Source organism: Micromonospora sp. NPDC047793 (assembly GCF_040642635.1).
Taxonomy (GTDB): Bacteria; Actinomycetota; Actinomycetes; order Mycobacteriales; family Micromonosporaceae; genus Micromonospora.
This window is the reverse complement of sequence record NZ_JBEYSG010000014.1, coordinates 139433-164299: the sequence shown is the minus strand read 5'-3', so window position 1 is coordinate 164299 and position 24867 is coordinate 139433. Positions and strand designations below refer to the sequence as shown.

Annotated in this window: 25 protein-coding genes; 20 read left to right on the top strand and 5 right to left on the bottom strand. The window is 71.1% G+C overall.

Annotated elements, in window-relative coordinates; all coding sequences use genetic code 11:
• Positions 1 to 78: 78 nt before the first annotated feature.
• The 4 genes from ABZ738_RS24420 (at position 79) to ABZ738_RS24405 (ending at position 3120) form a co-directional block, all read left to right on the top strand.
• The gene (locus tag ABZ738_RS24420; RefSeq protein WP_131055616.1) at positions 79 to 366 is read left to right on the top strand and encodes a hypothetical protein; all 288 of its coding nucleotides are present in this window, start codon (positions 79 to 81) and stop codon (positions 364 to 366) included.
• Positions 367 to 545: 179 nt separating this feature from the next.
• Positions 546 to 1940 carry a DUF4331 domain-containing protein gene (locus ABZ738_RS24415; protein ID WP_131055614.1) on the top strand — a complete coding sequence of 465 codons (1395 nt, stop codon included), beginning with the start codon at positions 546 to 548 and terminating at the stop codon, positions 1938 to 1940.
• Positions 1941 to 2117: 177 nt separating this feature from the next.
• The gene (locus tag ABZ738_RS24410) at positions 2118 to 2414 is read left to right on the top strand and encodes a phospholipase (RefSeq protein ID WP_357216703.1); all 297 of its coding nucleotides are present in this window, start codon (positions 2118 to 2120) and stop codon (positions 2412 to 2414) included.
• Between the two features lie 448 nt (positions 2415 to 2862).
• Entirely contained in the window at positions 2863 to 3120 is a 258-nt protein-coding gene (locus tag ABZ738_RS24405) for a WhiB family transcriptional regulator (RefSeq protein ID WP_013731688.1), read from the top strand.
• A 76-nt stretch (positions 3121 to 3196) separates the two neighbouring features.
• Here the strand turns inward: ABZ738_RS24405 and ABZ738_RS24400 are convergent, their stop codons facing one another.
• Entirely contained in the window at positions 3197 to 3646 is a 450-nt protein-coding gene (locus ABZ738_RS24400; protein WP_117229420.1) for a metallopeptidase family protein, read from the bottom strand.
• Between the two features lie 149 nt (positions 3647 to 3795).
• On the opposite strand from ABZ738_RS24400, the gene ABZ738_RS24395 reads away from it, so the two are divergent.
• On the top strand, positions 3796 to 4167 hold the full coding sequence (locus tag ABZ738_RS24395) for a DUF3499 domain-containing protein (protein WP_176092711.1): 372 nt from the start codon (positions 3796 to 3798) through the stop codon (positions 4165 to 4167).
• A gap of 221 nt (positions 4168 to 4388) precedes the next feature.
• On the opposite strand, the gene ABZ738_RS24390 is transcribed toward ABZ738_RS24395, so the two are convergent.
• Both ABZ738_RS24390 and ABZ738_RS24385 read right to left on the bottom strand, forming a co-directional pair.
• Positions 4389 to 5768 carry an FAD-dependent oxidoreductase gene (locus tag ABZ738_RS24390; protein ID WP_131056639.1) on the bottom strand — a complete coding sequence of 460 codons (1380 nt, stop codon included), beginning with the start codon at positions 5766 to 5768 and terminating at the stop codon, positions 4389 to 4391.
• A gap of 6 nt (positions 5769 to 5774) precedes the next feature.
• A complete protein-coding gene (locus ABZ738_RS24385; RefSeq protein ID WP_131056637.1) occupies positions 5775 to 7121 on the bottom strand; it encodes an aspartate aminotransferase family protein in 1347 nt (448 codons plus the stop codon).
• Positions 7122 to 7847: 726 nt separating this feature from the next.
• On the opposite strand from ABZ738_RS24385, the gene ABZ738_RS24380 reads away from it, so the two are divergent.
• Together ABZ738_RS24380 and ABZ738_RS24375 are read left to right on the top strand one after the other, a co-directional pair.
• Positions 7848 to 8618 carry a helix-turn-helix transcriptional regulator gene (locus ABZ738_RS24380; RefSeq protein WP_357216696.1) on the top strand — a complete coding sequence of 257 codons (771 nt, stop codon included), beginning with the start codon at positions 7848 to 7850 and terminating at the stop codon, positions 8616 to 8618.
• On the top strand, positions 8609 to 8794 hold the full coding sequence (locus tag ABZ738_RS24375; RefSeq protein ID WP_131056633.1) for a DUF397 domain-containing protein: 186 nt from the start codon (positions 8609 to 8611) through the stop codon (positions 8792 to 8794). Before ABZ738_RS24380 ends, ABZ738_RS24375 begins: the two co-directional genes overlap by 10 nt.
• Before the next feature lie 325 nt (positions 8795 to 9119).
• On the opposite strand, the gene ABZ738_RS24370 is transcribed toward ABZ738_RS24375, so the two are convergent.
• Positions 9120 to 9632, bottom strand: coding sequence for an Lrp/AsnC family transcriptional regulator (locus ABZ738_RS24370; RefSeq protein WP_131055490.1), 513 nt, complete (start codon positions 9630 to 9632; stop codon positions 9120 to 9122).
• Positions 9633 to 9837: 205 nt separating this feature from the next.
• Here ABZ738_RS24370 and ABZ738_RS24365 point away from each other — a divergent pair, with 205 nt between their 5' ends.
• The 7 genes from ABZ738_RS24365 to speB are packed head-to-tail and all read left to right on the top strand — an operon-like array spanning position 9838 to position 17573.
• Positions 9838 to 11022: a spermidine/putrescine ABC transporter substrate-binding protein gene (locus ABZ738_RS24365; protein WP_131055488.1), complete on the top strand. Its 1185-nt coding sequence runs from the start codon at positions 9838 to 9840 to the stop codon at positions 11020 to 11022.
• A 2-nt stretch (positions 11023 to 11024) separates the two neighbouring features.
• Complete coding sequence (locus ABZ738_RS24360) at positions 11025 to 12176, top strand: ABC transporter ATP-binding protein (RefSeq protein WP_131055492.1); 1152 nt, start codon at positions 11025 to 11027, stop codon at positions 12174 to 12176.
• A gap of 22 nt (positions 12177 to 12198) precedes the next feature.
• Positions 12199 to 13113, top strand: coding sequence for an ABC transporter permease (locus tag ABZ738_RS24355; protein WP_131055486.1), 915 nt, complete (start codon positions 12199 to 12201; stop codon positions 13111 to 13113).
• Complete coding sequence (locus ABZ738_RS24350) at positions 13110 to 13946, top strand: ABC transporter permease (RefSeq protein ID WP_131055484.1); 837 nt, start codon at positions 13110 to 13112, stop codon at positions 13944 to 13946. Before ABZ738_RS24355 ends, ABZ738_RS24350 begins: the two co-directional genes overlap by 4 nt.
• Positions 13943 to 15361 (top strand): FAD-dependent oxidoreductase, encoded by a 1419-nt coding sequence (locus tag ABZ738_RS24345; RefSeq protein ID WP_131055482.1) that lies wholly within the window; start codon positions 13943 to 13945, stop codon positions 15359 to 15361. The genes ABZ738_RS24350 and ABZ738_RS24345 overlap by 4 nt, the downstream gene beginning before the upstream one ends.
• Positions 15361 to 16563 (top strand): saccharopine dehydrogenase C-terminal domain-containing protein, encoded by a 1203-nt coding sequence (locus ABZ738_RS24340; RefSeq protein WP_357216723.1) that lies wholly within the window; start codon positions 15361 to 15363, stop codon positions 16561 to 16563. The genes ABZ738_RS24345 and ABZ738_RS24340 overlap by 1 nt, the downstream gene beginning before the upstream one ends.
• The gene (speB, locus tag ABZ738_RS24335) at positions 16560 to 17573 is read left to right on the top strand and encodes an agmatinase (RefSeq protein WP_131057183.1); all 1014 of its coding nucleotides are present in this window, start codon (positions 16560 to 16562) and stop codon (positions 17571 to 17573) included. The genes ABZ738_RS24340 and speB overlap by 4 nt, the downstream gene beginning before the upstream one ends.
• Positions 17574 to 17780: 207 nt before the next feature.
• On the opposite strand, the gene ABZ738_RS24330 is transcribed toward speB, so the two are convergent.
• Positions 17781 to 18071 carry a DUF559 domain-containing protein gene (locus ABZ738_RS24330; protein WP_236146019.1) on the bottom strand — a complete coding sequence of 97 codons (291 nt, stop codon included), beginning with the start codon at positions 18069 to 18071 and terminating at the stop codon, positions 17781 to 17783.
• Positions 18072 to 19042: 971 nt separating this feature from the next.
• Here ABZ738_RS24330 and ABZ738_RS24325 point away from each other — a divergent pair.
• The 6 genes from ABZ738_RS24325 to ABZ738_RS24300 all read left to right on the top strand — a co-directional run bounded on the left by ABZ738_RS24325 (position 19043) and on the right by ABZ738_RS24300 (position 24781).
• Positions 19043 to 19708: a response regulator transcription factor gene (locus ABZ738_RS24325; RefSeq protein WP_176092717.1), complete on the top strand. Its 666-nt coding sequence runs from the start codon at positions 19043 to 19045 to the stop codon at positions 19706 to 19708.
• Positions 19705 to 20763, top strand: coding sequence for a HAMP domain-containing sensor histidine kinase (locus ABZ738_RS24320; RefSeq protein WP_131056883.1), 1059 nt, complete (start codon positions 19705 to 19707; stop codon positions 20761 to 20763). The genes ABZ738_RS24325 and ABZ738_RS24320 overlap by 4 nt, the downstream gene beginning before the upstream one ends.
• A gap of 106 nt (positions 20764 to 20869) precedes the next feature.
• Positions 20870 to 21964 (top strand): acyltransferase, encoded by a 1095-nt coding sequence (locus tag ABZ738_RS24315; protein WP_357216684.1) that lies wholly within the window; start codon positions 20870 to 20872, stop codon positions 21962 to 21964.
• Complete coding sequence (locus tag ABZ738_RS24310) at positions 21961 to 23025, top strand: pyridoxal-phosphate dependent enzyme (RefSeq protein ID WP_357216681.1); 1065 nt, start codon at positions 21961 to 21963, stop codon at positions 23023 to 23025. Before ABZ738_RS24315 ends, ABZ738_RS24310 begins: the two co-directional genes overlap by 4 nt.
• Positions 23022 to 24149 carry a D-alanine--D-alanine ligase family protein gene (locus ABZ738_RS24305; protein ID WP_357216679.1) on the top strand — a complete coding sequence of 376 codons (1128 nt, stop codon included), beginning with the start codon at positions 23022 to 23024 and terminating at the stop codon, positions 24147 to 24149. Before ABZ738_RS24310 ends, ABZ738_RS24305 begins: the two co-directional genes overlap by 4 nt.
• On the top strand, positions 24146 to 24781 hold the full coding sequence (locus tag ABZ738_RS24300) for a M15 family metallopeptidase (protein WP_357216676.1): 636 nt from the start codon (positions 24146 to 24148) through the stop codon (positions 24779 to 24781). The genes ABZ738_RS24305 and ABZ738_RS24300 overlap by 4 nt, the downstream gene beginning before the upstream one ends.
• The last annotated feature ends 86 nt before the right edge of the window (positions 24782 to 24867 follow it).

Sequence of the window (24867 nt, the reverse complement as noted above, 5' to 3'; positions counted from 1 at the left end):
ATTCGGGGGCCTTCGCGGTCCGTGCGGCGACCCCCGTCCGTCCTTGCGGGCGCCTGCGCGCCGCCGGAAAGGTTGGCCATGATCACTGAGAGAAGGCGGACGCGGCAGTGGCCGCGACTGACCCGCCGGCAGACGTTGACGGCTGCGGCCAGCGCCACGCTCGGCGCCGCCGCCCTGGCGGTGCCGGGCCTCTCGGCCGCCGGGGACGACGACAAGGGGGTCGCGGCCGGCGCGGACGAGACGATCGTGGTGCACCTGCGCGACGCCCGCTCCGGCACGATGGACGTCTTCGTGGGCCAGTCCCGCATCGAGGTGCGGGACCGTGGTCTGGCGGACCGGCTGCGCAAGGCCGCCGCCCGGCGCTGACCGTGCCCACCCGACCTCCGCCCGCCACGCCGGGCGTTGCCGACCGCGGCGCCCGTCACCGGCGCTGAGCGGTCACCCGCCGCCGCCGTACGGGCGGCCGCGTACTCCGGTCCGGCGCGGGCTCTCGGCGCCCGGCCGTCCGTCCAATGCACACTTTTGCCCCGTGAGGTGGGTTCGTCATGTCGTCACACCGCGAAGCGCCGGAGATCGCCAAGGACCCGGTCGCCGATTCGTCGGACCTGTACGCCTTCGTCACGCCGGACCGTCCGGACACGGTGACGCTGATCGCCAACTACGTACCGTTGCAACTGCCCTCGGGCGGCCCGAACTTCTTCGAGTTCGGCGACGACGTGCGCTACGAGATCCACATCGACAACAACGGTGACGGGCAGCCGGACGTCACCTACCGTTTCGAATTCACCACCGAAATCACGAACCCGAATAGTTTTCTCTACAACACCGGGCCGATCGATTCCCTGGACAGCGAGAACTGGAACCGACGGCAGTTCTACAGCCTGACCCGGATCGCCGGTGGACGGGAAGAGCGGCTGGCGCGCAAGCTGCCCTGCCCGCCGTGCAACGTCGGCCCGCTTTCCACCCCGAAGTACGGCGAGTTGGTCCGCCAGGCCACCTTCTCGCTCTCCACCGGCGAGAAGGTCTTCGCCGGGCAGCGCGCCGACGGCTTCTTCGTCGACCTCGGGGCGATCTTCGACCTCGGTACGCTGCGCCCGTTCCAGCAGTTGCACGTGGCCGGCAAGAAGATCTTCCGGGAGCCCGGCACGCCGGTGAACACCACCGACCGGCTCAACGTGCACAGCATCGCCCTTCAGGTGCCGCTGGACCGGGCGCGCCGCAAGGCGAACCGGTATCACTGGCAGGAACCCGCCTCGGTGATCGGCGTCTGGACCTCGGCGTCCCGCCGCCAGGTGCGGGTGCTCGGCGACAGGGTGGCCGCCGACACGAGCACCGGGCCGTTCACCCAGGTGTCCAGGTTGGGCAACCCACTGTTCAACGAGGTCATCGTGCCGATGGCACAGAAGGACCTGTGGAACACCCTGCCGCCGTCGGAGGACAAGCGGTTCGCGAAGTTCGTCGAGCGACCCGAGTTGGCCGCCCTGCTGCCGGTGCTCTACCCGGGCGTCTTCCCCAACCTGGAGAAGCTGAACAAGTCCGAGAAGGCGCGGGCGGACCTGGTCGCGATCCTGCTCACCGGTGTCCCGGAGGGACTGATCGACGGCTTCACCAACGCCACCGGCGACGTGCAGGCCGACATGCTGCGCCTGAACACCGCGATCCCGCCGGCCCGCCGCCCGAACGCCATCGGCGTACTCGCCGGTGACCTGGCCGGTTTCCCGAACGGTCGGCGGGTCACCGACGACGTGGTGACGATCGCGCTGCGGGCCATCGCGGGTCTGACGGTGCCGCTGGTGGACCGGAAGTTCCAGCCGGACGAGGCGGCCGCCGCGGTCACCCCGGGGTTGAGCGCCGCCGACGTGACCGCGCCGTTCCTGCGCAACTTCCCCTTCCTCGGTACGCCCTACGACGGCTTCAACAACCCGGGAGCGGCGGCATGAGCGAGCGGAGCGAGCGAGTCATCGATTCAGGGGTGTGCCGGCGCGGAGCGCAGTGGAGGACGGCATGAGCGAGCGAATCATCGGTGCGGTCGGCCCTCGTGCCGGCGCGGAGCGTAGCGGAGGGTCGGCATGAGCGGGCATGTGCACACATACGGTCCGACGGGGAGCGCGACTGTTGTGCTTGACCTGGGCGGGGAGACCGGTGCCCTGATCGTGCACACCGGACGTCACCTGCTCGGTCGGGAAATCGAGGTCAGCCGCCCGGACCACGACGACGAGCCGCGGACCCACTCCGCCGTACGCGAGCGGCAGGTCCTGGACGGTACCTTCCACAGTGCGGTCTACCCGGACCTGCCGGCAGGTACCTATACCGTCTGGTGGGACGACGATACGCCCGCCGGAACGGTCCGGGTGGCCGGTGGTGTGGTCTCCGAATTCACGTGGCCCACCAGCCTTTCCGCGACTTCCGACTGACCGCGCCGACTGTCTCACGACCGCGCCCCGTCCACGATGTGGACGGGGCGCGGTCGTCGTATGCCCGGTGGACGGGCGGTCCCGACGAAGTCGGGCTAATCTTGCGGGTCAAGATCAACCGATCTTGTCGGGTGGCCTTCCGGAGGCCGGCGCGGGGTGTGATCACCGCTGTCCCGGGCCGTGCGCCACGGGAGAAAACTCGGGCAACTCGCCGGAGAGGGCGTTACTCGGCCGGGGTCTGAATCGATAGGGCAGGGCGAGACCGGGTGCGTGTCGGGAGGGCGACTCCATTATCAAGTTTGGCTTGACGCCGCACGCATTACACGCGTGTAATTTGAATGGGGTTGTTCGCACGAACCGCATCATAACGGGACCGGACGGACAAGCACGCCTTTCGCGTGGGGGGTTGCAGCGGCGATGGCGCCGGTGCGCGACAAGGAGGCAATTGATGGACGGCCAGCTCGAGGCGGCCGACCTGCTCGGAAACGCGCCGGAGTGGCAGGAGCGAGCGCTGTGCTCGCAGACCGACCCGGAGGCGTTCTTTCCCGAGAAGGGCGGCTCGACCCGCGAAGCGAAGCGCATCTGCTCGCGGTGCGAGGTCAAGACCGAATGCCTCGAATACGCTCTCGGCCACGACGAGCGGTTCGGGATCTGGGGTGGGCTCTCCGAGCGTGAGCGGCGCAAGCTCAAGCGGCGAGCAGCCTGAGTCGTCGGGAAGGGACGGTCGGGGGACGTCCCGCCCCGGGGGTGACGATGTGCCGTGGGGGGTCACGGCGGCCGGGTCAGGCCAACTCGTCCGGGTCGACGCCGAGCAGGTTCGCCACCTGCTCGATGATCACGTCGTGCACCAGGTCGGCGAGATCCTCGCGGTCCATGGCCCGGAACTCCAGCGGGCGGCGGTACAGCACGATGCGAGGTGGCACCTCCTGACGTCCCGGCCGACCCGGCAGCAGCCGGGCCAACGGCACCTCGCCGTCCTCCAGCACGTCGGTGTCATAGACGTTGAGATCCGGCGGGACGTCCTCGACGGCGAACTCCACCCCGGCGAGTTCCTTGGCGAAGCGACGCTCCAGCGTCTCGACGGTGTCCAGCACCAGGTCGTCGAAGATCTCCGCCTTGGTGCGCGCCAACGGCACAGTCGCCGGCACCAGCCGCCCACGCAGACCGCGCCCGTGCCGGTCGCGGTGCGCCCGCCGGCCGGGGCCGGGGCGGCGGTTCTCCGGACTCGTCATGAGCCAAAGGGTAGCCGCCACCGCGCCCCCGCCCGCATCAGCGCCGCCACCTGGCGCGCCGCGCCCCGGGCCGAAATGTGATCACCAAGACGGGCGTGTCGTAACGCGAACCGGTGCGCCGGACCCGGTAATGGGGATACCCTGCGCCCGTGAGGTCACCACGGCGCTGCTCCCGTAACGGCTGCCCCCGGCAAGCGGTCGCCACGCTGACCTATGTCTACAACGAGTCGACGGCCGTGGTGGGTCCGCTCGCCGCCTTCGCCGAGCCGCACACGTACGACCTGTGCGAGCCGCACGCCCGGAGCCTGACCGCACCGCGCGGCTGGGAGGTGGTCCGGCACGAGGGCGAGTTCGAGCCCCCGCCGCCCACCACCGACGACCTGGTCGCGCTCGCCGAGGCGGTCCGCGAAGCCGCCCGCCCGGCGCCCCGCCCTCCGCAGGACGACCAGACCCAGCAGGCCGCACCCCCCACCACCTCCTCGCGGCGCGGCCACCTCCGCGTAATCCCCCCCACGCACTGACCCCCGCACCTCGCACCCACCCCCCACGCTGCGCTCTCCCCCGCGCCCGGCGGCGCCCGCCCGCGCCCGGCGGCGCCCGCCCGCGCCCGGCGGCGTTGATCAAGAAGTTTGCGCCGATTTTTTGGCGCCTGGGCCGACCAAACTTCTTGATCAACGCGTCAAGGCGACGCGTCAAGGCGGGGCGGGAGGCGGAGCGGGGAGGGAGGGGGCGGGGGAGGGGGTCAGTGGCCTAGGAGGCGGGAGAAGGTGGCGGCGCGGCGGGAGGCCCGCCCGGTGCGGGACTCGCGTTCGTCGGCGGAGTGCATCAGGCGCAGGCCGGCGTTGACCGCCAGCCAGCGCAGAGGTTCCGGCTCCCAGCGGGGCGAGCGGTGGTTGACCCAGGGGAGGCGGGTCAGGGCGGTCGGTTCGTTCCGGATCAGGTCGGCCAGCGTACGACCGGCGAGGTTGCTGGTGCCCACCCCGTCGCCGACGTACCCGCCGGCCCAGCCCAGCCCGTCGGCCCGGTGGTAGCCGACCGAGGCCGCCCAGTCCCGGGCCACCCCGAGCGGACCGCCCCAGGTGTGCGTGACGGGCACGTCGGGGCCGAGCGTCGGGAAGAGGTCGCCGAGCGTACGGCGGAGGGCGGCGAAGACCCGTGGCTCCCGGTCGTAGTCGGACCGGACCCGCGAGCCGAAGTGGTACGGGGCACCCCGCCCGCCGAAGGCGAGTCGGCCGTCGACCGTGCGTTGGCCGTAGATGATGACGTGCCGGTGGTCGGAGAACGTCTCCCGCTCGGCCAGCCCGATCTCGGCCCAGGTCTCGTCGGGCAGCGGCTCGGTGGCGATCATCAGTGAGTAGACCGGGGCGAGGGCCCGCCGGTGCCCGGTCAGCGCCGGCGTGTAGCCCTCGGTCGCCCGGATCACCACCGGGGCGCGTACGGTGCCGGCCGGGGTGACCGCCGCGCGGGGCCGGATCTCGGTGACCGGGGTGCGCTCGTGGATCGTGACGCCCCGGCGTTCGACGGCACGTGCCAGGCCACGGACCAGCCGCGCCGGGTGCACGGCCGCGCAGTGCGGCGTGTAGGTGGCGGCGCGGACCCCGGTGGCACCGCACCGGGCGACGGCCTCCGCCGGACCGAGCAGGTCCAGGTCCTCCGGGCCGAAACCGAACTGCCGCGCCTCGGCCACCGCCGCCCGGGCGCGCTGCACCTGCGGCGCGCTCCGGGCCAACACCACGGTGCCGCCGTACGACCAGTGGCAGTCGATGCCCTCGGCGGCGACCACCCGGCCGACCTCGCGGACCGTGTCGTGCATGGCGTGCTGCATGGCGATCGCGGCGTCCCGGCCGTGCCGCCGGGCCAACGCGGTCAGCGAGGTGGGCAGCAGCGCGGAGCACCAGCCGCCGTTACGCCCGGACGCGCCGAAGCCGGCCACCTGGCGTTCCAGGACCACGATCCGCAGGGCGGGCTCGGCCTCGGCGAGGTAGTACGCCGTCCACAGTCCGGTGTAGCCCGCGCCCACGATGACCACGTCGGCGACGGTGTCACCGGCCAGCGGCGGGCGTGGCGTCAACGGCTCGTCCACGGTGGACAGCCAGTACGACAGGTCCTGGTAGGCCACCACCGCCTCCTAGAGTCTGGTCCAGGCCTCGGTGAGTACGCCGCGCAGGATCTGTTCGATCTCGTCGAACTGCTGCTGCCCGGCGATCAGCGGTGGGGCGAGCTGCACCACCGGGTCCCCCCGGTCGTCGGCCCGGCAGTAGAGCCCGGCGGAGAACAACGCGCTGGACAGGAAGCCGCGCAGCAGCCGTTCCGACTCGGCCTCGTCGAAGGTCTCCCGGGTGGTCTTGTCCTTGACCAGCTCGATGCCGTAGAAGTAGCCGTCGCCCCGGACGTCGCCGACGATCGGCAGGTCGTGCAACTTCTCCAGGGTCGACCGGAAGGCCGCCTCGTTGGCGCGTACGTGCCCGACGAGGTCCTCACGGGCGAAGACCTCCAGGTTGGCCAGGGCCACCGCGCAGGAGACCGGGTGCCCGCCGAAGGTCACCCCGTGGGCGAACATGCCGGTCTCGGTGAGGAACGGCTCCATCAGCCGGTCGCTGGCGATCATCGCGCCGAGCGGGGCGTACCCCGAGGTGATGCCCTTGGCGGTGGTGATGATGTCCGGCTGGTATCCGTAACGGGTCGCGCCGAAGTACTCGCCGAGCCGACCCCACGAGCAGATCACCTCGTCGCTGACCAGCAGCACGTCGTACGCGTCGCAGATCTCGCGGACCCGCTCGAAGTAGCCGGGCGGCGGTGGGAAGCAGCCGCCCGAGTTCTGCACCGGCTCCAGGAAGACCGCCGCGACGGTGTCCGGCCCCTCCCGCTCGATGGCCCGTCCGATCTCCTCGGCGGCCCAGCGACCGAACGCCACCGGGTCGTCACCGTGCTCCGGAGCCCGGTAGAAGTTGGTGTTCGGCACCTTGATCCCGCCCGGCACCAGCGGCTCGAAGTCCGTCTTGATGCCCGGCAGCCCGGTGATCGACAGGGCGCCCATGGAGGTGCCGTGATAGGCGATGTACCGGCTGACCACCTTGTGCTTGGTGGGCTTGCCGACGCGCTTGAAGTACGCCCGGGCCAGTTTCCAGGCCGCCTCGACCGCCTCCGACCCGCCGGTGGTGAAGAAGACCCGGTTCAGGTCGCCCGGGGCCAGCTCCGAGATCCGCTCGGCCAGCTCCACGGCGGTCGGGTGGGCGTACGACCAGAGCGGGAAGTACGCCAGCTCCCCGGCCTGCTTGGCGCCGGCCTCGGCCAGCTCGGTGCGACCGTGGCCGGCGTTGACGACGAAGAGCCCGGCGAGGCCGTCCAGGTAGCGGCGACCCTGCGAGTCCCAGACGTACGCGCCCTCGCCGCGCACGATCGTCGGTACCTCGCCTGCGGAGTAGCTCGCCATCCGGGTGAAGTGCATCCAGAGGTGGTCGGTGGCGTTCGCCATGTCAGCCCCATCGGGTCTCGGGCCGGTCAGGGGTTCACCGGCCGCTCTGCTCACGGTTATCCCACAGCCCGCCGCCGCGAGGCAAGTGCAATCGGTTGAACTTACGCCTCGATGCAACGGATTTAGCGAGCTTATCCGACTTAGTGCAACGGATTCCGCATCGCCACTGCCCTGCGGCGTCCTCCTGCGGGTCCGGCTCGTCAGCTCGTCGGGTCCCACTGATCTTCGCGCGCGCCAGTTCGCGATCAGCGTTGTCCGGCTCGCGGGGTGACCTCTCGGTCGCCTTTGCTCTGCTTCAACCACCGCAACGGTTTTCGTTCGACGGCAGTGCGCTGGTTGAAGCAGAGCAAAGGCGGCTGGTGGGAGGTCAGGTGCCTCGCTGTCGATCAGTCGAGATCTTGGACAGTTTCCGTTATCTACTAACGGAAACTTTCCAAGGTCCATGTTCGCGATGTGATGGCCGAACCGGCGCCGGCCGGCGACCTCCGCGTCGGCGGGCCTGCCCCGCCCGCTCCCGCCACCGGACCCGCCTCGCCCGCAGGTGGGTGGTGGAGGTGAATGGTGGGCGTCGGGTAGTGCGTCCTGTCCAGGGCATTCGAGGGGCATCTCGGTCGCACCTCAGATGCGCGAAACAGTCCCGCCCGCAACACGCCGAGACCGGGCGGACAGCGCCACCCAGAGTGTCTAGCGTGCGGCGCAACGTGACGCGTGGACGGAGGTCGGCAGATGAACGAGACACTGCGGTTGGCGATGGCTGACAAGGGCGAGACGGCTCAGTCGTTGGCCGGGAAGGTCGGCGTCGACCCGAAGACGGCGGGCCGTTGGGTGGCCGACGGGCGTACCCCGCATCCCGGCACCCGGGCCGCCGTCGCCGCCGTCCTCGGATGCCAGTCGAAGGAACTCTGGCCGGAGCCCCACCGTCGCCGGGACATGCCCTGGTTCCAGGAGTGGGCCCAACTGGAGCAGATCGCCAGCTCGCTGCGGTCGTACCAGCCGCTGCTCGTGCCGGGCCTGCTCCAGACCGAGGCGTACGCCCGAGCGGTGCTGGCGACCGGCGGCCTGGTGGCGCCGACGCAGGTGGAGGAGATCGTGGCGGCGCGACTGGCCCGGCAGCGGGTGCTGGAGCGCGAGGTGCCGCTGCAACTGGTGGCGGTGATCGACGAGGTGGTGCTGCGTCGGCGGGTGGGCGGCGACCGGGCGGTGATGGCCGGGCAACTGCTCCACCTGGCCGAGTGGGGCGAGCGGGAGCACGTGCAGGTCCGGGTGATCCCGGCGGAGAATCCGTGGCACACCGGCCTGGCCGGGCCGTTCGTGCTGGCCCGGACGCCGGACGGCGGTGAGGCGGCCTATCTGGACAATCAGTTGCGCGGTCAGGTGGTGACCGAGCGTGCCGACCTTGCTAGCCTGGGCGCGAGATGGGAGAGCGTCACCGGTGAGGCGCTGCCCCGCCGCCGGTCCATCGAGCTGATCAGGGAAGTGGCGACGACATGGACATGACCGACGCCCGCTGGCGCACCGCCACCCGCAGCAGCAACAACGGCGGCGACTGCGTCGAGGTGGCCGACAACCTGCCCGGCCGGGTCCTGGTGCGCGACAGCAAGGATCGAGCCGGCGGCACCCTGACCTTCGCTCCCGACGCCTGGCGCGCGTTCCTCACCACACTCCCGCGCTGACCTCCCGCACGGCCTTCCCACACCGCACCCGCGCCTCACGCACGGCCCTCCCCGCACGGCCCTCCCCGCGCGGCACCGCGCCTCACGCGCGGCCCTCCCCGCACGGCGATCATGGAGTTGTGGCAGCGACAAACCAGGGCGATCGGCGCGTTTCCGCGACCACAACTCCATGATCGCCGCGAGGGCGCGAGGGCGCGAGGCCGCGAGGGCGCGAGGCCGCGAGGGTGGGGGCGGGCGGTGGGGCGGGGGCGCGCGGGGCCGGGGCGGGTGGGGCGCGGGCGGGTGGGGCGAGGGCGCACGGGGCGGAGGCGCGCGCGGCGCATGATCAGGCGGTGCCCCAGCTGTAGGTCTGCTTGCGGAGTTTGAGGTAGACGAACGCCTCGGTGGAGAGCACGCCGGAGACCGCGCGCAGGCGTTGCAGGATCTCCAGCAGGTGCTCGTCGTTGCGGCAGACCACCTCGGCCAGCAGGTCGAAGGAGCCGGCGGTGATCACCACGTAGTCGACCTCGTCGAGTTCGGCGATCCGGTCCGCGACGCTCTCCAGGTCGCCGTCGGTACGCAGGCCGATCATGGCCTGGCGGGGGAAGCCGAGTTGGAGCGGATCGGTCACCGCGACGATCTGCATTACCCCGGCGTCGAGCAGCCGTTGTACGCGTTGACGTACCGCAGCCTCGGAGAGCCCGACCGCCTTGCCGATGGTCGCGTACGGGCGACGGCCGTCCTGCTGGAGCTGTTCGATGATCTGCTTGGCCACGTCGTCGAGCAGCACGTGGCTGGCGCCCTCCCGCACGCTGACCCGGCGTCCGCCGGTGCCGTTGTCCTGCTGCCGGTTCGTCATCGAGCGCTCCCCATGTCCATCACGGCGCTGAGCCTAGTGCCACCGCGCAGTCTGGCGTAATTCGTCGTCCACGGCTATTGCGGCTACGGAATCCCTTGTGAGCGAGGTTTCCTCATGTCAGGATCAGTCGTCCATCGCCATTGACCCTCCCGTCGGCGCGCCCACCCCCGTCCCGCCGCCGACGATGACCTGTAGGAGTCGTCACATGCGAAACGCTTACCGGCCCCTCACTCGGCGTGGTCTGCTCACCGGCACCCTCGGCTCGGCCGCGCTGCTCGCGGCGGGTGGCACTCTCGCCGGTTGCGGCACCCCCGGCGCGCAGCAGACCGAGGCCGGTTGTGTCAGCGAGGACCTGTCCGGCACGGAGAAGACTGTCGCCTTCTCCAACTGGCCGCAATACATGGACGTCGATGACGACGACGCGTCGAAGCGTCCCAGCCTCGACAAGTTCGTCACCGACACCGGCATCCAGGTGACCTATACCGAGGACGTCAACGACAACAACGAGTTCTTCGGCAAGGTGCAGAACCAGCTCGCCGCCTGTCAGGGCACCGGGCGGGACGTCATGGTGCTCACCGACTGGATGGCCGCCCGGATGATCCGGCTCGGCTGGATCCAGCGGCTCGACAAGTCGAAGCTGCCGAACGTCGAGGCGAACCTGCTGCCGTCGTTGCGGAACCGTCCCTTCGACGTGGACAACCACCTCGCCGTCCCGTGGCAGTCCGGCCTGGCCGGACTGGCGTACAACGGTCGGGTCACCCGGGAGATCCGGACCGTCGACGAGCTGCTCACCCGCGCCGACCTCAAGGGCAAGGTGACCGCGCTGACCGAGATGCGCGACACCATGGGCCTGCTGCTGATGTCGAACGGCCACAACCCGGCCGACTTCACCGCCAGCCAGTTCGACGACGCCCTGAACAAGCTCAAGAAGGCGGTCGACTCCGGGCAGATCCGCCGCTTCACCGGCAACGACTACGCCCCCGACCTGGCCAAGGGCGACATCGCGGCGTGCATCGGCTGGTCCGGCGACATCATCCAGCTCGGCTTCGACGACGAGCAGATCAAGTTCGTGGTGCCCGACTCCGGTGTGACGCTCTGGTCGGACAACATGCTCGTGCCGAACAAGGCCACCCACAAGGGCAACGCCGAGGCCCTGATCAACCACTACTACGAGCCGGCCATCGCCGCGCAGCTCGCCGCGTACGTCAACTACATCTGTCCGGTGCAGGGCGCGCAGGAGGAGATGGAGAAGATCGACCCGGAGTTGGCCGCCAACCCGCTGATCTTCCCGGACGAGGCGATCCTCTCCAAGGCCCGCGTCTTCATGGCCCTGGACGAGCAGCAGGAACGCGAGTACGAGACCAAGTTCCAGCAGGTTATCGGAGCGTGACGATGGCGCGGGACACTCCGGCCGGTGACCTGAGGCTGGCCGACCTCACCAAGACGTTCGGCCCGTTCACCGCCGTCGACGACCTGAGCCTGACCATTCCGCAGGGCTCGTTCTTCGCCCTGCTGGGTGCGTCCGGCTGCGGCAAGACCACCACGCTGCGCATGATCGCCGGGCTGGAGGAGCCGACCAGCGGGCAGGTGCTGCTCGGTGACCGGGACATCGCCCGGCTGCGTCCGTACAAGCGGCCGGTCAACACCGTGTTCCAGAGCTACGCCCTCTTCCCGCACCTGGACATCTTCGAGAACGTGGCCTTCGGCCTGCGGCGGCGCGGCATCCGCTCGGTCGACGGGCAGGTCCGCGAGATGCTGTCGCTGGTGCAGCTCGACGGGTACGAACGGCGTCGCCCGGCCCAGCTCTCCGGCGGGCAGCAGCAGCGGGTCGCGCTGGCCCGCGCGCTGATCAACCACCCGCAGGTGCTGCTGCTGGACGAGCCGCTCGGCGCGCTCGACCTCAAGCTGCGTCGGCAGATGCAGATCGAGCTCAAGCGCATCCAGACCGAGGTCGGCATCACCTTCGTACACGTCACCCACGACCAGGAGGAGGCCATGACGATGGCCGACACGGTCGCGGTGATGAACGCCGGGCGGATCGAGCAGCTCGGCCCACCCGCCGAGATCTACGAGTTCCCGGCCACCGCGTTCGTGGCCAACTTTCTCGGCCAGTCCAACCTGATCGCGGGCGAGGTCTCCGGCATCGACGGCGGCGACCTCCTGGTCACCGCGCACGGCGCGCGGTTCTCCGTGCCGTCGGCGCGGGCCCGCACCGACCAGGGTCCGGTCTTCCTGGGCGTACGCCCAGAGAAGCTGCACCTGGTTGGCGCCGCCGTGCAGGTGCCGGCCGGTAACCAGCACCTCGAAGGCACCGTCACCGACGCCTCCTACGTCGGGGTGAGCACGCAGTACCTGCTGCGCACCGGCTGGGGCACCGAGCTGAGCGTCTTCGTCGCCAACAGCGGGGCGCAGCAGCGCTTCGCCGTCGGCGAGCGGGCCGTGGCGTACTGGGATCCGCAGCACGCCTTCCTGCTCGGGCGCCGCGCCGACGAGGAGGACCGGACCACTCCGGTCCTGGACGAGCCGGTCGGTGCGTCCTCATGAGCCAGCGACGCGAGGGCACGGCGTGAGCGCGCTGGCTCACGTACCCACCGGCTCCGGGCAGCCGGCGTCGCCGCCGCCGGCTGCCCGATCAGGGCGGTACCGCCTCCTGCCGTACCTGTTGCTGCTGCCGGGCGCGGCCTGGCTGTTCCTCTTCTTCGCCCTGCCGTTGCTGCAACTCGCGGCGGCCAGCCTCTACGACCCGAACGGCACGCTCTCCACCGGGTACGCGATGACCTGGGCTTTCGGGAACTACCCGGCGGCGTTGCAGGCGTACTGGCCCCAGTTCAGCCGCTCGTTCCTGTACGCGGGCATCGCGTTGGTGCTGGCGCTGCTGATGGGCTACCCGTTGGCGTACGCGATCGCGCAGAAGGCCGGCCGGTGGAAGAACCTGCTGCTGGTCTGCGTGATCGCGCCGATGTTCACCAGTTTCCTGGTGCGCACGCTGGCCTGGAAGACCATCCTGTCGGACAACGGCTGGTTGGTCGGGCTGCTGCGGGACGTCCACCTGCTCGGTCCGGACGGACGGCTGCTGGCCACCCCGATCGCGGTGGTGCTCGGCCTGACGTACAACTTCCTGCCGTTCCTGGTGCTGCCGCTGTACGCGAGCCTGGAGCGGCTCGACCACCGGCTGCTGGAGGCGTCCAGCGACCTGTACGCGAGCCCGCTGAAGACGTTCCGCCGGGTCACCCTGCCGTTGTCGATGCCGGGCCTGATCGCCGGGACGCTGCTCTTCTTCATCCCGGCCACCGGCGACTACATCAACGCCGAACTGCTCGGTACGCCCAACCAGTACATGATCGGCAACGTCATCGACTCGGCGTTCCTGGTCCGGCTGGACTATCCGCAGGGCGCGGCGCTGTCGTTCCTGCTGATGTCGGCGATCCTCGCGGTGGTCTTCGTCTATCTGCGTCGGGCCGGCACGGAGGAGGTCCTATGACCAGGTTCTCCCGGTGGTGGGCGCAGCACTGGGTGATGGGCGTGGCCCTGCTGGTGCTCGGCTACCTGTTCCTGCCGATCGCCGTGGTGGGCGCGTTGTCGTTCAACCGCCCCTCCAACCGGCTCTCGTACGACTTCCACGCGTTCACGCTCGACAACTGGCGTAACCCGTGCGCCACCTCCGACATGTGCGACGCGGTGGTCCGCAGCGTGCAGATCGGCTTCATCGCCACCGTCGCCGCCACCGCGCTCGGCACGCTGATGGCGTTCGCGCTGGTCCGGCACCGGTTCCGGGGACGCTCCGGGCTCAACGTGCTGATCTTCCTGCCGATGGCCACGCCGGAACTGGTGATGGGCACCTCGCTGCTGGCCCTCTTCGTCGCCGGCGGGGTGCCGCTGGGGTTCTGGACCATCGTCATCGCGCACGTGATGTTCTGCATGTCGTTCGTGGTGGTGACGGTCAAGGCGCGGCTGGCCGGGATGGACCGGCGGCTGGAGGAGGCCGCGATGGACCTCTACGCCAGCGAGTGGCAGACGTTCCGCCGCATCACGTTGCCGTTGGTGCTGCCCGGCATCGTGGCCGCCGCACTGCTGGCGTTCTCGCTCAGCTTCGACGACTTCATCATCACCAACTTCAACTCCGGCACCACCGTCACGTTCCCGATGTACGTCTGGGGTGCCGCCCAGCGGGGCATCCCGCCGCAGGTCAACGTCATCGGTACGGCCATGTTCGCGATCGCGTTGCTGCTGGTGCTGGCCAGCATGCTGCGGGGCCGACGGGCCCGCCGGGCGGCGTTCGCGGTGCCGGCTCCCCGGGCGACAAGCCGGTCATGACCGGGCCATCCGCCGGCCGGGCGCTCGCCGACGCGGTCCGCGCACCGTACTGGCTCGACCGGCCGGAGCGGCCCGACCCGCTGCCGCCGCTGCCCGGCCCGACCACCGCCGACCTGGTGGTGATCGGGGGCGGCTACAGCGGGCTGTGGGCGGCGCTGCTGGCCAAGCAGGCCGACCCGGCGCGGGACGTGCTGCTGGTGGAGGCGGGGACCTGCGGCTGGGCGGCCTCCGGACGCAACGGCGGGTTCTGTGCCGCCTCGCTGACGCACGGGCTGGCCAACGGGGTGCAGCGGTTCCCGGACGAGATCCAGACGCTGGAACGGCTCGGCCGGGAGAACCTCGACGCCATCGCCGACACCGTTGCGGAGCACCGGATCGACTGCGACTTCGCGCGGACCGGCGAACTGTCGGTGGCGGTCGAGCCGTACCAGCTCGACGGGTTGGCCGCCGACGCCGCGCTGGCCGGACGGTACGGGCACGACGTGCGCCTGCTCGACGCCGACGAGGTGCGCGCCGAGGTCGACTCGCCGACGTACCTCGGCGGACTGTGGGACCGTGACCGGGTGGCGATGCTCGACCCGGCGCGGTTGGCCTGGGGACTGCGCCGGGCCTGCGTGGACCTCGGCGTACGGGTGCACGAGCACACCCGGGTCACCGGCCTGCACCGGGACACCAACGCGTTGCTGGCCCGCACCGTCGCCGCCGACGGCAGCCCCGGGGCGGTCCGCGCCGCCAAGGTGGTGCTGGCCACCAACGCGTTCCCGCCGCTGCTGCGCCGCCTGCGCACCTGGATCGTGCCGGTGTACGACTACGCGCTGACGACCGAGCCGTTGACGCCCGCGCAGCGGGACGCCGTCGGCTGGCGTAACCGGCAGGGACTGGCCGACACCGGCAACCAGTTCCACTACTACCGGCTCACCGACGACGGGCGGATCCTGTTCGGCGGCTACGACGCGATCTACCACTACGGCAACCGGATGACGCCGGCACTGGACCAGCGCGACGCCACCTTCACCGCCCTCGCCCGTCACTTCTTCACCACCTTCCCGCAGCTCGCCGACGTCCGGTTCAGCCACCGCTGGGGCGGGGTGATCGACACCAGCACCCGGTTCTGCGCCTTCTTCGGCACGGCGTACTCCGGTCGGCTCGCGTACGCGGCCGGGTACACCGGGCTCGGCGTCGGGGCGACCCGGTTCGGTGCCCGGGTGATGCTCGACCTGCTCGACGGCGTGGACAGCCCGCTGACCCGGCTCGACCTGGTCCGCAGTCGGCCGCTGCCGTTCCCGCCCGAACCGGCCCGCGCGGTCGGCATCGGGCTCACCCGCTGGTCCATGGCCCGGGCCGACGCTCGACAGGGGCGGCGCAACCTGTGGCTCCGTACGCTCGATCGCTTCGGTCTGGGGTTCGACTCGTGATGCGCGTGCTGCTGATCGGGGCCGGAGGCGTCGGTTCCGCCGTCGTCGCCATCGCGGCCCGACGTGCCTTCTTCGACACGATGGTGGTCGCCGACCACGACGAGACCCGCGCCGCGCGGGCCGTCGCCGGCCGCGACGACCGCTTCGTCGCCGCCGGGGTCGACGCCGCCTCGGCGGAGGCGGTCGCGGCACTCTGCCGTGAACACCGGATCACCCACGTGCTCAACGCGGTCGACCCACGCTTCGTCATGCCGATCTTCGACGGGGCGTACGCGGCCGGCGCCGACTACCTCGACATGGCGATGTCGTTGTCCCGCCCGCACCCGACCCGGCCCTATCAGGAGACCGGCGTGATGCTCGGCGACGCGCAGTTCGCGGCGGCCGACCGCTGGACGGAGGCCGGGCGGCTGGCGCTCTGCGGCATCGGTGTCGAGCCCGGCCTCTCCGACGTCTTCGCCCGGTACGCCGCCGACGAGTTGTTCCGCGAGATCGACGAGATCGGGGTACGCGACGGCGCGAACCTGACCGTCGACGGCTACGACTTCGCCCCGTCGTTCTCCATCTGGACCACCATCGAGGAGTGCCTGAACCCGCCGGTGATCTGGGAGGCCGACCGGGGCTGGTTCACCACCGAGCCGTTCAGTGAGCCGGAGGTCTTCGAGTTCCCCGACGGGATCGGGCCGGTCGAGTGCGTCAACGTGGAGCACGAGGAGGTGCTGCTGATCCCGCGCTGGGTGCCGGCCAAGCGGGTCACCTTCAAGTACGGCCTCGGCGCGGAGTTCATCGAGGTGCTCAGGACGCTGCACAAACTCGGTCTCTCCTCGACCGCGCCGGTGCGGGTCGGCCCGGTCTCCGTGTCGCCGCGCGACGTGGTGGCCGCCTGCCTGCCCGACCCGGCCACCCTCGGCGACCGGATGCGCGGCAAGACCTGCGCCGGCACGTACGTCACCGGTATCGGCACCGACGGCGAGCCGCGCCGGGTCTACCTCTACCACGTGGTCGACAACGAGTGGTCGATGCGCGAGTACGGCCACCAGGCGGTGGTCTGGCAGACCGCGGTGAACCCGGTGGTCGCCCTGGAACTGCTGGCCGACGGCGTGTGGTCGGGCAGCGGGGTGCTCGGACCGGAGGCGTTGCCGCCCAAGCCCTTCCTCGACCTGCTCACCGCCTACGGCTCGCCGTGGGGAATGGCGGAACGATGACCCGGTACGGCCCGATGTACGGCCCCGACGTGACGTTCCTCGGCGTACCGCCCTGCACGATCGAGGAGCCCGTCACGTACGCCGACGCCGACGTCGTGATCATCGGCGCGCCCTTCGACGGCGGCACCTCGCACCGCCCCGGCACCCGGTTCGGCCCGTCCGCCATCCGGCAGGCGTGCTATCTGCCGCACGACGGCTCCCGCCCCTCCCTGGCGCTGCGCGTCGACGCGCTGCGCGACCTGTGCGTCTACGACGCCGGTGACGTCGAGATGTTCTCCGGCGACATCGAACGGTCGCTGTCCGCGCTGGAAACCGCCGTGTACGCGGTCGCCTCGGCCGGTGCGATCCCGGTGGTCCTCGGCGGCGACCACTCCATCGCCCAGCCCGACGCCACCGGGGTGGCCCGCCACCACGGGCTGGGCCGGGTGTCGCTGGTGCACTTCGACGCGCACGCCGACACCGGCGACATCGAGTTCGGCTCGCTGCACGGTCACGGCCAGCCGATGCGTCGACTCATCGAGTCCGGCGCGGTACGCGGCGACCGGTTCCTCCAGATCGGCCTGCGCGGCTACTGGCCGGGCCCGTCGACCCTGTCCTGGATGGCCGAGCAGCGCATGCGCTCGTACGAGATGACCGAGATCGTGGCCCGTGGCCTGGACGACTGCCTCACCGAGGCGTTCGACATCGCGACCGACGAGTGCGAGGGCGTCTTCCTCTCCGTCGACGTGGACGTGGTGGACCCGGGTATGGCCCCCGGCACCGGCACCCCCGAACCGGGCGGCTTCACCAGTCGGCAGCTGCTCGACGCGGTCCGCCGGGTCTGCTACGAACTCCCCGTGGTCGGGGTGGACGTGGTGGAGGTCGCCCCGCCGTACGACCACGCCGACATCACCGCCTACCTCGGCAACCGGGTCGTGCTGGAAGCGTTGTCGGCCATCGCCCGCCGCCGTCGCGACGCCGCCGGTGGCCCACCCTGGAACCCCACCCAACCCCTCCTGGACAGCCGCTGACCCTCCCACCCGTCTCCCTGCCCGTCGATCCCGCCCTCTCCTGCCCGTCGATCATGGAGTTGAGGCTGCGATCCTGGGGTATTCGCCCCTTTTCGGAGTGCCGCAACTCCATGATCGCGGCTGCCGGTGCGGCTGCGTGCGGGGCCGTTGCGGAGTGGGGAGGGTGGGGGAAGGCGTTGGGGTGCCCAGGGCAGGGGGTTCGGGAGTTCAGGGGGCGAGGAGGTGGTGGATGGTGGTGACGATGTGGGTGGGGCGGCGGTAGAGGTCGTCGGCGGTGAAGTAACGCATCCGCCAACCCTGACCGGCCAGCCAGTTCGACCGGGAACGGTCGTAGTGCAGGAGCTCCGGGGTCAGGTGGGACTGTCCGTCGTACTCGATGCCGATCCGACGCTTGCGGTAGGCCAGGTCGATCCGGTGCAGCGGTATGCCGTACCGGTCGTGCACCCAGAGCTGAGGCTCCGGGGCCGGTAGTCCAGCGTCCACGAGAATCAGTCTCAACTGACTCTCCTGCCGGCATTCCGACCGGGGATCCGCCAGGCCGATCAGGTCCCGTGCCTGGCGGGCGTTACGCAGGCCCCGATGGCGCCCGAGCTCGTCATGGAGATCGTCGCGCCGGCAGGCTGTCGCCCGCAGACAGAGGTCCAGCACCGGAAGGGCTTCTGTCCGCCGGAGTGATCTCGCCAGATCGACGGCACATCGCGCGGCCGGAGCGCAGGGCAGTCCGCGGATCCGGACGGGATCGCGGACCGGCACGACGGACTCATGCGCCACGACCCCACGGATCTGCGGCACGACCGAACCCGCCGGCACGATGACGTGGCACCTGGTCGACCGGGCATCCCCGAAGCCGTGCAGCATCGCACCGGTGTGGAACCCCGCCACCGCGCCGTCGGGCAGACGTTCGAAGATCGCCCTGAGGTGGTCGTCGGCGGCGGCGGGAGGCCCGTAGACACCTCGGGTCAGCCGAAGCAGTGCCCCCTGTGCGATCTGCCCCCGCACCTGACCTCGACTCCACCCGGTCGCCAACAACTCGGAGTAACGAATCAGTCGCTCTGTCATCTCGCCACTGTCCCGGCCCACCCCGGCTGCCGTCCGCCCCTGTGGACGACGTACCGGGACGCTGTGGATAACTCGCGGCCCCACGGCTGTCCGCGTCGATCATGGAATCGTGGCGATCGCAAATAAGGATAAAAGCTTCCATAAGTGCAGCCCCAACTCCATGATCGACGCGGCGACGACGACGGCGACCGACGGCGACGACGACGGCGACGCGACGACGGGGGCGGGTGGGGGAGGGTGGGGGAAAGTGGGACGTACGTGCTGTTCAGGCGCGTGGTGACCGGCTGTGCCCGTGCTGATTTGTGGTGACGTCGTGGACGTGGAGTATTGCTGCGGCGGGCGCTTACGAAACCCTTATCTTCCGCCTGCGAACGTATGCCCGGCAACGACGGATCACGGGGGCGAAGAGCGTGCGGGTGTTGGTGGCGGACGACGAGCGGCTGCTGGCGGACATGGTCGCCGAGGGCCTCAGGCGGCTCTCGATGGCGGTGGACGTCTGCTACGACGGTGACGGCGCGTTGGAGCGGATCGGGGTGAACCGCTACGACGTGGCGGTGCTGGACCGGGACATGCCGGGGCACACCGGTGACGAGGTGTGCCGCAGTCTCGCCGGGTCCGGTTCGGGTACGCGGGTGCTGCTGCTCACCGCCGCCGCCGGCATCCGCGACCGGGTGGAGGGTCTCGGACTCGGGGCCGACGACTATCTCACCAAGCCGTTCGCCTTCGCCGAACTCGTCGCCCGGGTGCACGCGCTCGGTCGGCGGTCGGCGGCGGCGGTGCCGCCGGTGCTGGAGCAGCACGGGGTGGCGCTGGACGTGGCCCGGCACTCGGTCACCCGGGACGGCCGGGCGGTCGGCCTGAGCCCGAAGGAGTTCGCCGTACTGCACGTGTTGATGCGTGCGGACGGGCGGGTGGTCAGCTCGGAGGAGCTGCTGGAGCAGGCGTGGGACGAGTTCGCCGACCCGTTCACCAACACCGTGCGGGTGACCGTGATGACCTTGCGGAAGAAGCTCGGTACGCCTCAGGTGATCCACACCGTGCCTCGGGCCGGTTACCGGATCGGTCCGGCGTCGTGACCCCGCGTCGCAGGATCGTGCTGGTCGGCGTGGTCGCCCTGATCGCCGGGTACGCCCTGCCGGGACTGACCGTGTCGGTCACGAGCGAGTTGTGGTGGCGGGTCCGGGGTCTCTGCGACAGCGGGCTGTCCGGCAGCGGGCTGGTGTGCGAGCCGGCGCGGGGCCTCGGCGGGGTCGCGCTGTCGCTGCTGGGGCTGGTGGTGTTCCTGCTCGCGGTGGCGGCGGTCTGGGTCGCTGCGGGCTGGTGTCTGCGACCGGTCCGGGACCTCGCCGGCCCGATCTCGCACGCCGGGCCGCAGAACCTCGGTCACCGGATCCGGATGCGCGGCAACGACGAGGTGGCCCGGCTGGCCCGGTCGATCGACGAGATGATGGAGCGCATCGCCGCCGGGTACGAGGGGCAACGGCGGTTCGCCGCGAACGCCTCGCACGAGTTGCGGACGCCGTTGGCCGTGCAGCGCACGCTGATCGAGGTCGGCCTGTCCCGGTCGCTCAGCGGCGAGCAGATGGAGCTGGTGGCCGACCAGCTCTTGGAGACCAACGAGCGCAACGAACGGTTGATCGAGGGGTTGCTCGCGCTCAGCGAGAGCGACCAGGGGCTCCGTTCCCGCCTGCCGCAGCGCCTCGACGAGATCGTCACGGAGGTGCTGGCCGCGTACCAGGACCGGATCACCGAGGCCGGGGTGACCGTCAGCACCCACCTGGAGCCCCGGACCGTGATGGGTGAGCGCGTGCTGCTGGAGCGCCTGGTGACCAACCTGCTGGAGAACGCGATCAAGTACAACCGCCAGGGTGGCGCGATCAGCGTCACCGTCGGCCGCAACCCGGCGCTGACGGTGGTCAACACCGGTCAGGTGGTGCCGGCCGAGGCGGTGGCCGGGCTCTTCGAGCCGTTCCGCCGGCTGGCGCGGGACCGCACCAACCAGAGCGGTGGTGCCGGTCTCGGTCTGGCCATCGCCCGCTCGATCACCCAGGCGCACGACGGACTGATCGCCGCCCGCCCCGCCGAGTACGGCGGACTGCGGGTCGACGTCCAGCTTCCGCACGTGCCCTGAGCCCTTCCGGTCACCACGACCCGATCCACGGGGTCGCACATTCCGCGACGTCCCGTCCCTCGGCATGCCCGAAAACGTCACCACCGCGTGGGAGAGGAGCACCCCGGTGCGTACCCGTGACCACCTCGCGCCCGTCACCGGCGCCCGCCCGGCCGGCGAACGGTGGGACTGGGCGGACGTCGCCAAGGGCGGCTGCATCCTGCTGGTCCTGCTCTGGCACGTGATCATGAAGGACTACCTCCAGATCGACTGGCGGCTGGACGTGCCGGTGGCGGGGGCCTGGGGGACGTTCGGCGAACTGCTGCTGCCGATGCGGATGCCGCTGTTCTTCACCATCTCCGGGATGTTCGCGGCCACCGCGGTGCAACGGCCGTGGCGGGCCGTCGGCCGTCCGCGCATCGCCAGGTTCCTCTACCTGTACGCGGTCTGGCTGCTGATCCACACCGCCCTGCTGGCCCTCGCGCCGGACTTCCCGACCGACCGGGCGACCGGCCCGGGGGAACTGCTGGCACAGCTGACGGTCAGCCCGTCCAACCTCTGGTACCTGTACGCGCTGGCGCTCTACTTCGTACTCGCCAAGGCGTTGCGCCGGGTCCACCCGGCGCTGCTGCTGGCCGCGGCGGGCGCGCTGAGCGCGGTCGCCGCGGTGGGGCTGCTCGACACCCCCGGCAACCGGGGCGGGCTCTACCAGAACCTGGTGTTCTTCCTCGCCGGCCTGCACCTGCGTCGCCATGTGCGGCGGTGGTCGGCGGCGGTGACCGGTCGACGTCTGCTGCTGGCGGTCGGCGGATACCTCGCCGTGCTGGCCGCCGTGCGGGTGACCGGTGCCGGGCGGCTGCCGGGGGTGACGCCGCTGGTCTCGGTCGTCGCGGTGCTGGCCGGCATCGCCCTGGCGGTGCAACTGGCCCGGTGGCCGCTGGTCCGCGAGCCGCTGGCCGCGCTGGGCCGGCAGACGCTGCCGATCTATGTGATCCACATGCCGGTGCTGGCACTCCTGCACCGAATGATCGCCGAGCCCATCGCCGACCTGGGTGACTCCGCCCGGCTCGCGTTGGCCTTCGGCTACCCGTTCTCGCTCACCGTCCTGGTGCTGGCGCTCAGCCTCGGCCTGCACCGGGCGCTGCTGGCGGCACGTGCGACCTGGCTGTTCGACCTGCCGGCTCGCCGATCGCCGATCGAATCGACAAGGGAGACGACATGATCCACACCGATCCGCCCGAACCCGCCGATCCCGGTCGGCCCTCGGTCGACGTGACGGCGGCGGCGCGGTGGCTCGACGGCCAGGTGCTGCGTACCCCGCTGCTGCGGTCCCCGGTGATCGACCGCCTGGTCGGGGCGCGGGTGCTGCTCAAGGCGGAGAACCTGCAGACCGGTGGCTCGTACAAGATGCGGGGCGGGTTGTACGCGGTGGGGCGGCTCGCCGCCGCCGGGCACACCGGTGTGGTCGCGCAGAGCACCGGCAACCACGCGGTCGCGGTCGCGCTGGCGGCGCGCCGGCACGACATGGCCGCCACGGTGGTGTTGCCGGTCGACGCGACGCCGTCGAAGGTGGCGCGGGCCCGGGGGGCCGGTGCCCGGGTGGTCCTGGTCGGCTCCACCGTGGAGGAACGGCTGGCGGTCGCGCGCCGGATCAGCGACGAGACCGGTCATCCGATCGTCGACGCGTACGACCACCCGGACGTGATCTCCGGGCAGGGCAGCGCAAGTCTCGAACTGATCGAGGACGCCGAGCGGGCGGGCACGCCGCTGGACACCCTGATCGTGCCGGTCGGTGGGGGCGGCGGCGTCGCCGGTGCCTGCCTGGCCGCGTCCGACCGGCCCATCGACGTGTACGGCGTGGAGCCGGTCGGCTGCGACTCCCTGGCGCACAGCCTGGTCGCCGGTCGACCGACGCCGGTCCGGCCGGCGCCGACGATCGCCGACGGGCTGCGGCCGTCCTGCGTCGGCGAACTGCCCTTCGACATCCTGCGCACCCGCCTGCGCGGGGTGGTCCGGGTGGACGACGAGGAGATCGCGGCGGCGTTCCGGCTGCTCCTGATGGAGCTGAAGGTGCTGGCCGAGCCCTCCGGAGCGGCCGGTCTGGCCGGTGCCCTCTGTCTCGCCGCCGACGGCGCGACGCGGGTGGTCGCCGGCACCGCCGCACCGGGCAGCGGCTCTCGACCGCGCACGGTCGGCGTGGTGCTGACCGGCGGAAACGTGGAAGCGGACCTGGTCGCCCGGCTGGCGACCCCGGTCCTGCCCAGACAAGGAGTGGCGGTATGAGCGCGGAAGTGCGGATCGGGGTCCTGTTCGGTGGGCCGTCGGCGGAGCACGACGTCTCCTGCGCCTCGGCGCTCGGGGTGGCGCGGGCGCTGTCCGGCGGCGGGTACCGGGTCGTCGCCATCGGGGTGACCCGCAGCGGTCGGTTCCGGCTGATGCCGGACGACGTGCTGCGTCAGTTCCTGGACGGCACCGGCGGGGAACGGGCCATCGACGACCGGTTCACGGTGACCGGCCCGGCCGTGGAGTTGCGGGCGGGGTGGCGGCGTGGCACGGCACTGGTCACCGCGGCGGACCCGCCGGGTGCGGTGCAGGCCGAACTGGACGTGGTCTTCCCGGTGCTGCACGGCCCGTTCGGCGAGGACGGTGTGGTGCAGGGGCTGCTCGAATCGCTCGGTGTGCCGTACGCGGGCTGCGGCATCCTCGCCTCGGCGGTCGGCATGGACAAGGTGGCCATGAAGCGGGCGCTGCGTGCCGAGGGGGTGCCGGTCACGCCGTACGTCTCCTTCGACGCGTCGACCTACCGGGCCGCCGAGGACCCGGAGAAGCTGGTGGTCGAGCTGCGCCGGCCGCTGTTCGTCAAGCCGGCCCGGATGGGTTCCTCGATCGGGATCTCCCGGGTGGGTGACGGCGACGACCTGGCGGCGGCGGTGGAGGAGGCGCTGCGGCACGACAACCTGGTCATCGTGGAGCAGGGGGTCACCGCGCGGGAACTGGAGTGCGGCGTACTCGGTGGGAGCCACCCGGAGGCGTCGGCGGTCGGTGAGGTCACGGTCAGCGGCGGCTGGTTCGACTACCGGCAGAAGTACTTCGGCGACAGCGACCCGATGGTGGTCCCCGCCTCGCTGCCGGACGAGGTGACCGAGCGGATCCGGGAGTTGTCGCTGCGCGCGTTCGCCGCGATCGGCGGCTGGGGGTTGGCCCGGGTCGACTTCCTCTATGACGAGGAGGCCGGCGAGCTGTACGTGAACGAGCTGAACACCATGCCCGGCTTCACCGCGCACTCGATGTATCCGAAGGTGTGGGCGGAGAGCGGCGTCGGTTACCGGGAGATCGTGGACCGGCTGGTCGCGTTGGCGGTCAGCCGGCACGCGGAGCGTCCCGGCGGCACGGGGGAGGTGCCGTGATCCTGCTCTGCGATCCGCGTGTCGCGGCGGTGCCCGGTGCCGACGACGGCGAGCCTCTCGTCGACCTGCGCGGGATCCCGGAACTGCGGTTGGACGGGCGGGCGGCCGACCCCGACGGTGCGTACGCGCGACTGCGCAAGGGGGTGGCGGAGCGGTTGCTGGCCGCGCAGGACGCCCTGCCAGACGGGCTCCGCCTGCTGGTGATCGAGGGGTACCGGCCGTACCGGTCGCAGTGGGAGATCTTCACCGGCTACCGCGACGAGCTGCGGCGGGCGCATCCCGACTGGTCGCCGGAGCGGGTGTACGAGGAGACCACGAAGTTCGTCTCACCGGTCGAGGTGGCGCCGCACAGCACCGGTGGTGCGGTGGACCTGACGCTCTGCACCGCCGACGGGGTGGAGGTCGACATGGGCACGGCGGTCGACGCCACCCCGGAGGCGAGCGGGAACGCCTGCTTCACCGCCGCGCCGACGATCGGTGCTCTGGCCCGCCGGAACCGTCGCATCCTGGTCGACGCGTTGACCGGCGTGGGCCTGGTCAACTATCCGACCGAGTGGTGGCACTGGTCGTACGGCGACCGCTACTGGGCACTGCTGACCGGAGCGCCGCACACCTGCTACGGACCGGTGTGACCGGTCTGCCGCAGGGTTCACCCGAAACTTTGTTTTCGATACGCGTCACGCCGGTGAACTGGGTAGCGCTCCCAGCCCGTACCGAC

Excerpts from the sequence above, each read along its gene's own strand:
- ABZ738_RS24420 (WP_131055616.1), top strand. The coding sequence starts at position 79 with ATGATCACTGAGAGAAGGCGGACGCGGCAGTGGCCGCGACTGACCCGC.
- ABZ738_RS24415 (WP_131055614.1), top strand. The coding sequence starts at position 546 with ATGTCGTCACACCGCGAAGCGCCGGAGATCGCCAAGGACCCGGTCGCC.
- ABZ738_RS24405 (WP_013731688.1), top strand. The coding sequence starts at position 2,863 with ATGGACGGCCAGCTCGAGGCGGCCGACCTGCTCGGAAACGCGCCGGAG.
- ABZ738_RS24400 (WP_117229420.1), bottom strand. The coding sequence starts at position 3,646 with ATGACGAGTCCGGAGAACCGCCGCCCCGGCCCCGGCCGGCGGGCGCAC.
- ABZ738_RS24385 (WP_131056637.1), bottom strand. The coding sequence starts at position 7,121 with ATGGCGAACGCCACCGACCACCTCTGGATGCACTTCACCCGGATGGCG.
- ABZ738_RS24380 (WP_357216696.1), top strand. The coding sequence starts at position 7,848 with ATGAACGAGACACTGCGGTTGGCGATGGCTGACAAGGGCGAGACGGCT.
- ABZ738_RS24375 (WP_131056633.1), top strand. The coding sequence starts at position 8,609 with ATGGACATGACCGACGCCCGCTGGCGCACCGCCACCCGCAGCAGCAAC.
- ABZ738_RS24370 (WP_131055490.1), bottom strand. The coding sequence starts at position 9,632 with ATGACGAACCGGCAGCAGGACAACGGCACCGGCGGACGCCGGGTCAGC.
- ABZ738_RS24365 (WP_131055488.1), top strand. The coding sequence starts at position 9,838 with ATGCGAAACGCTTACCGGCCCCTCACTCGGCGTGGTCTGCTCACCGGC.
- ABZ738_RS24360 (WP_131055492.1), top strand. The coding sequence starts at position 11,025 with ATGGCGCGGGACACTCCGGCCGGTGACCTGAGGCTGGCCGACCTCACC.
- ABZ738_RS24350 (WP_131055484.1), top strand. The coding sequence starts at position 13,110 with ATGACCAGGTTCTCCCGGTGGTGGGCGCAGCACTGGGTGATGGGCGTG.
- ABZ738_RS24345 (WP_131055482.1), top strand. The coding sequence starts at position 13,943 with ATGACCGGGCCATCCGCCGGCCGGGCGCTCGCCGACGCGGTCCGCGCA.
- ABZ738_RS24340 (WP_357216723.1), top strand. The coding sequence starts at position 15,361 with ATGCGCGTGCTGCTGATCGGGGCCGGAGGCGTCGGTTCCGCCGTCGTC.
- speB (WP_131057183.1), top strand. The coding sequence starts at position 16,560 with ATGACCCGGTACGGCCCGATGTACGGCCCCGACGTGACGTTCCTCGGC.
- ABZ738_RS24310 (WP_357216681.1), top strand. The coding sequence starts at position 21,961 with ATGATCCACACCGATCCGCCCGAACCCGCCGATCCCGGTCGGCCCTCG.
- ABZ738_RS24305 (WP_357216679.1), top strand. The coding sequence starts at position 23,022 with ATGAGCGCGGAAGTGCGGATCGGGGTCCTGTTCGGTGGGCCGTCGGCG.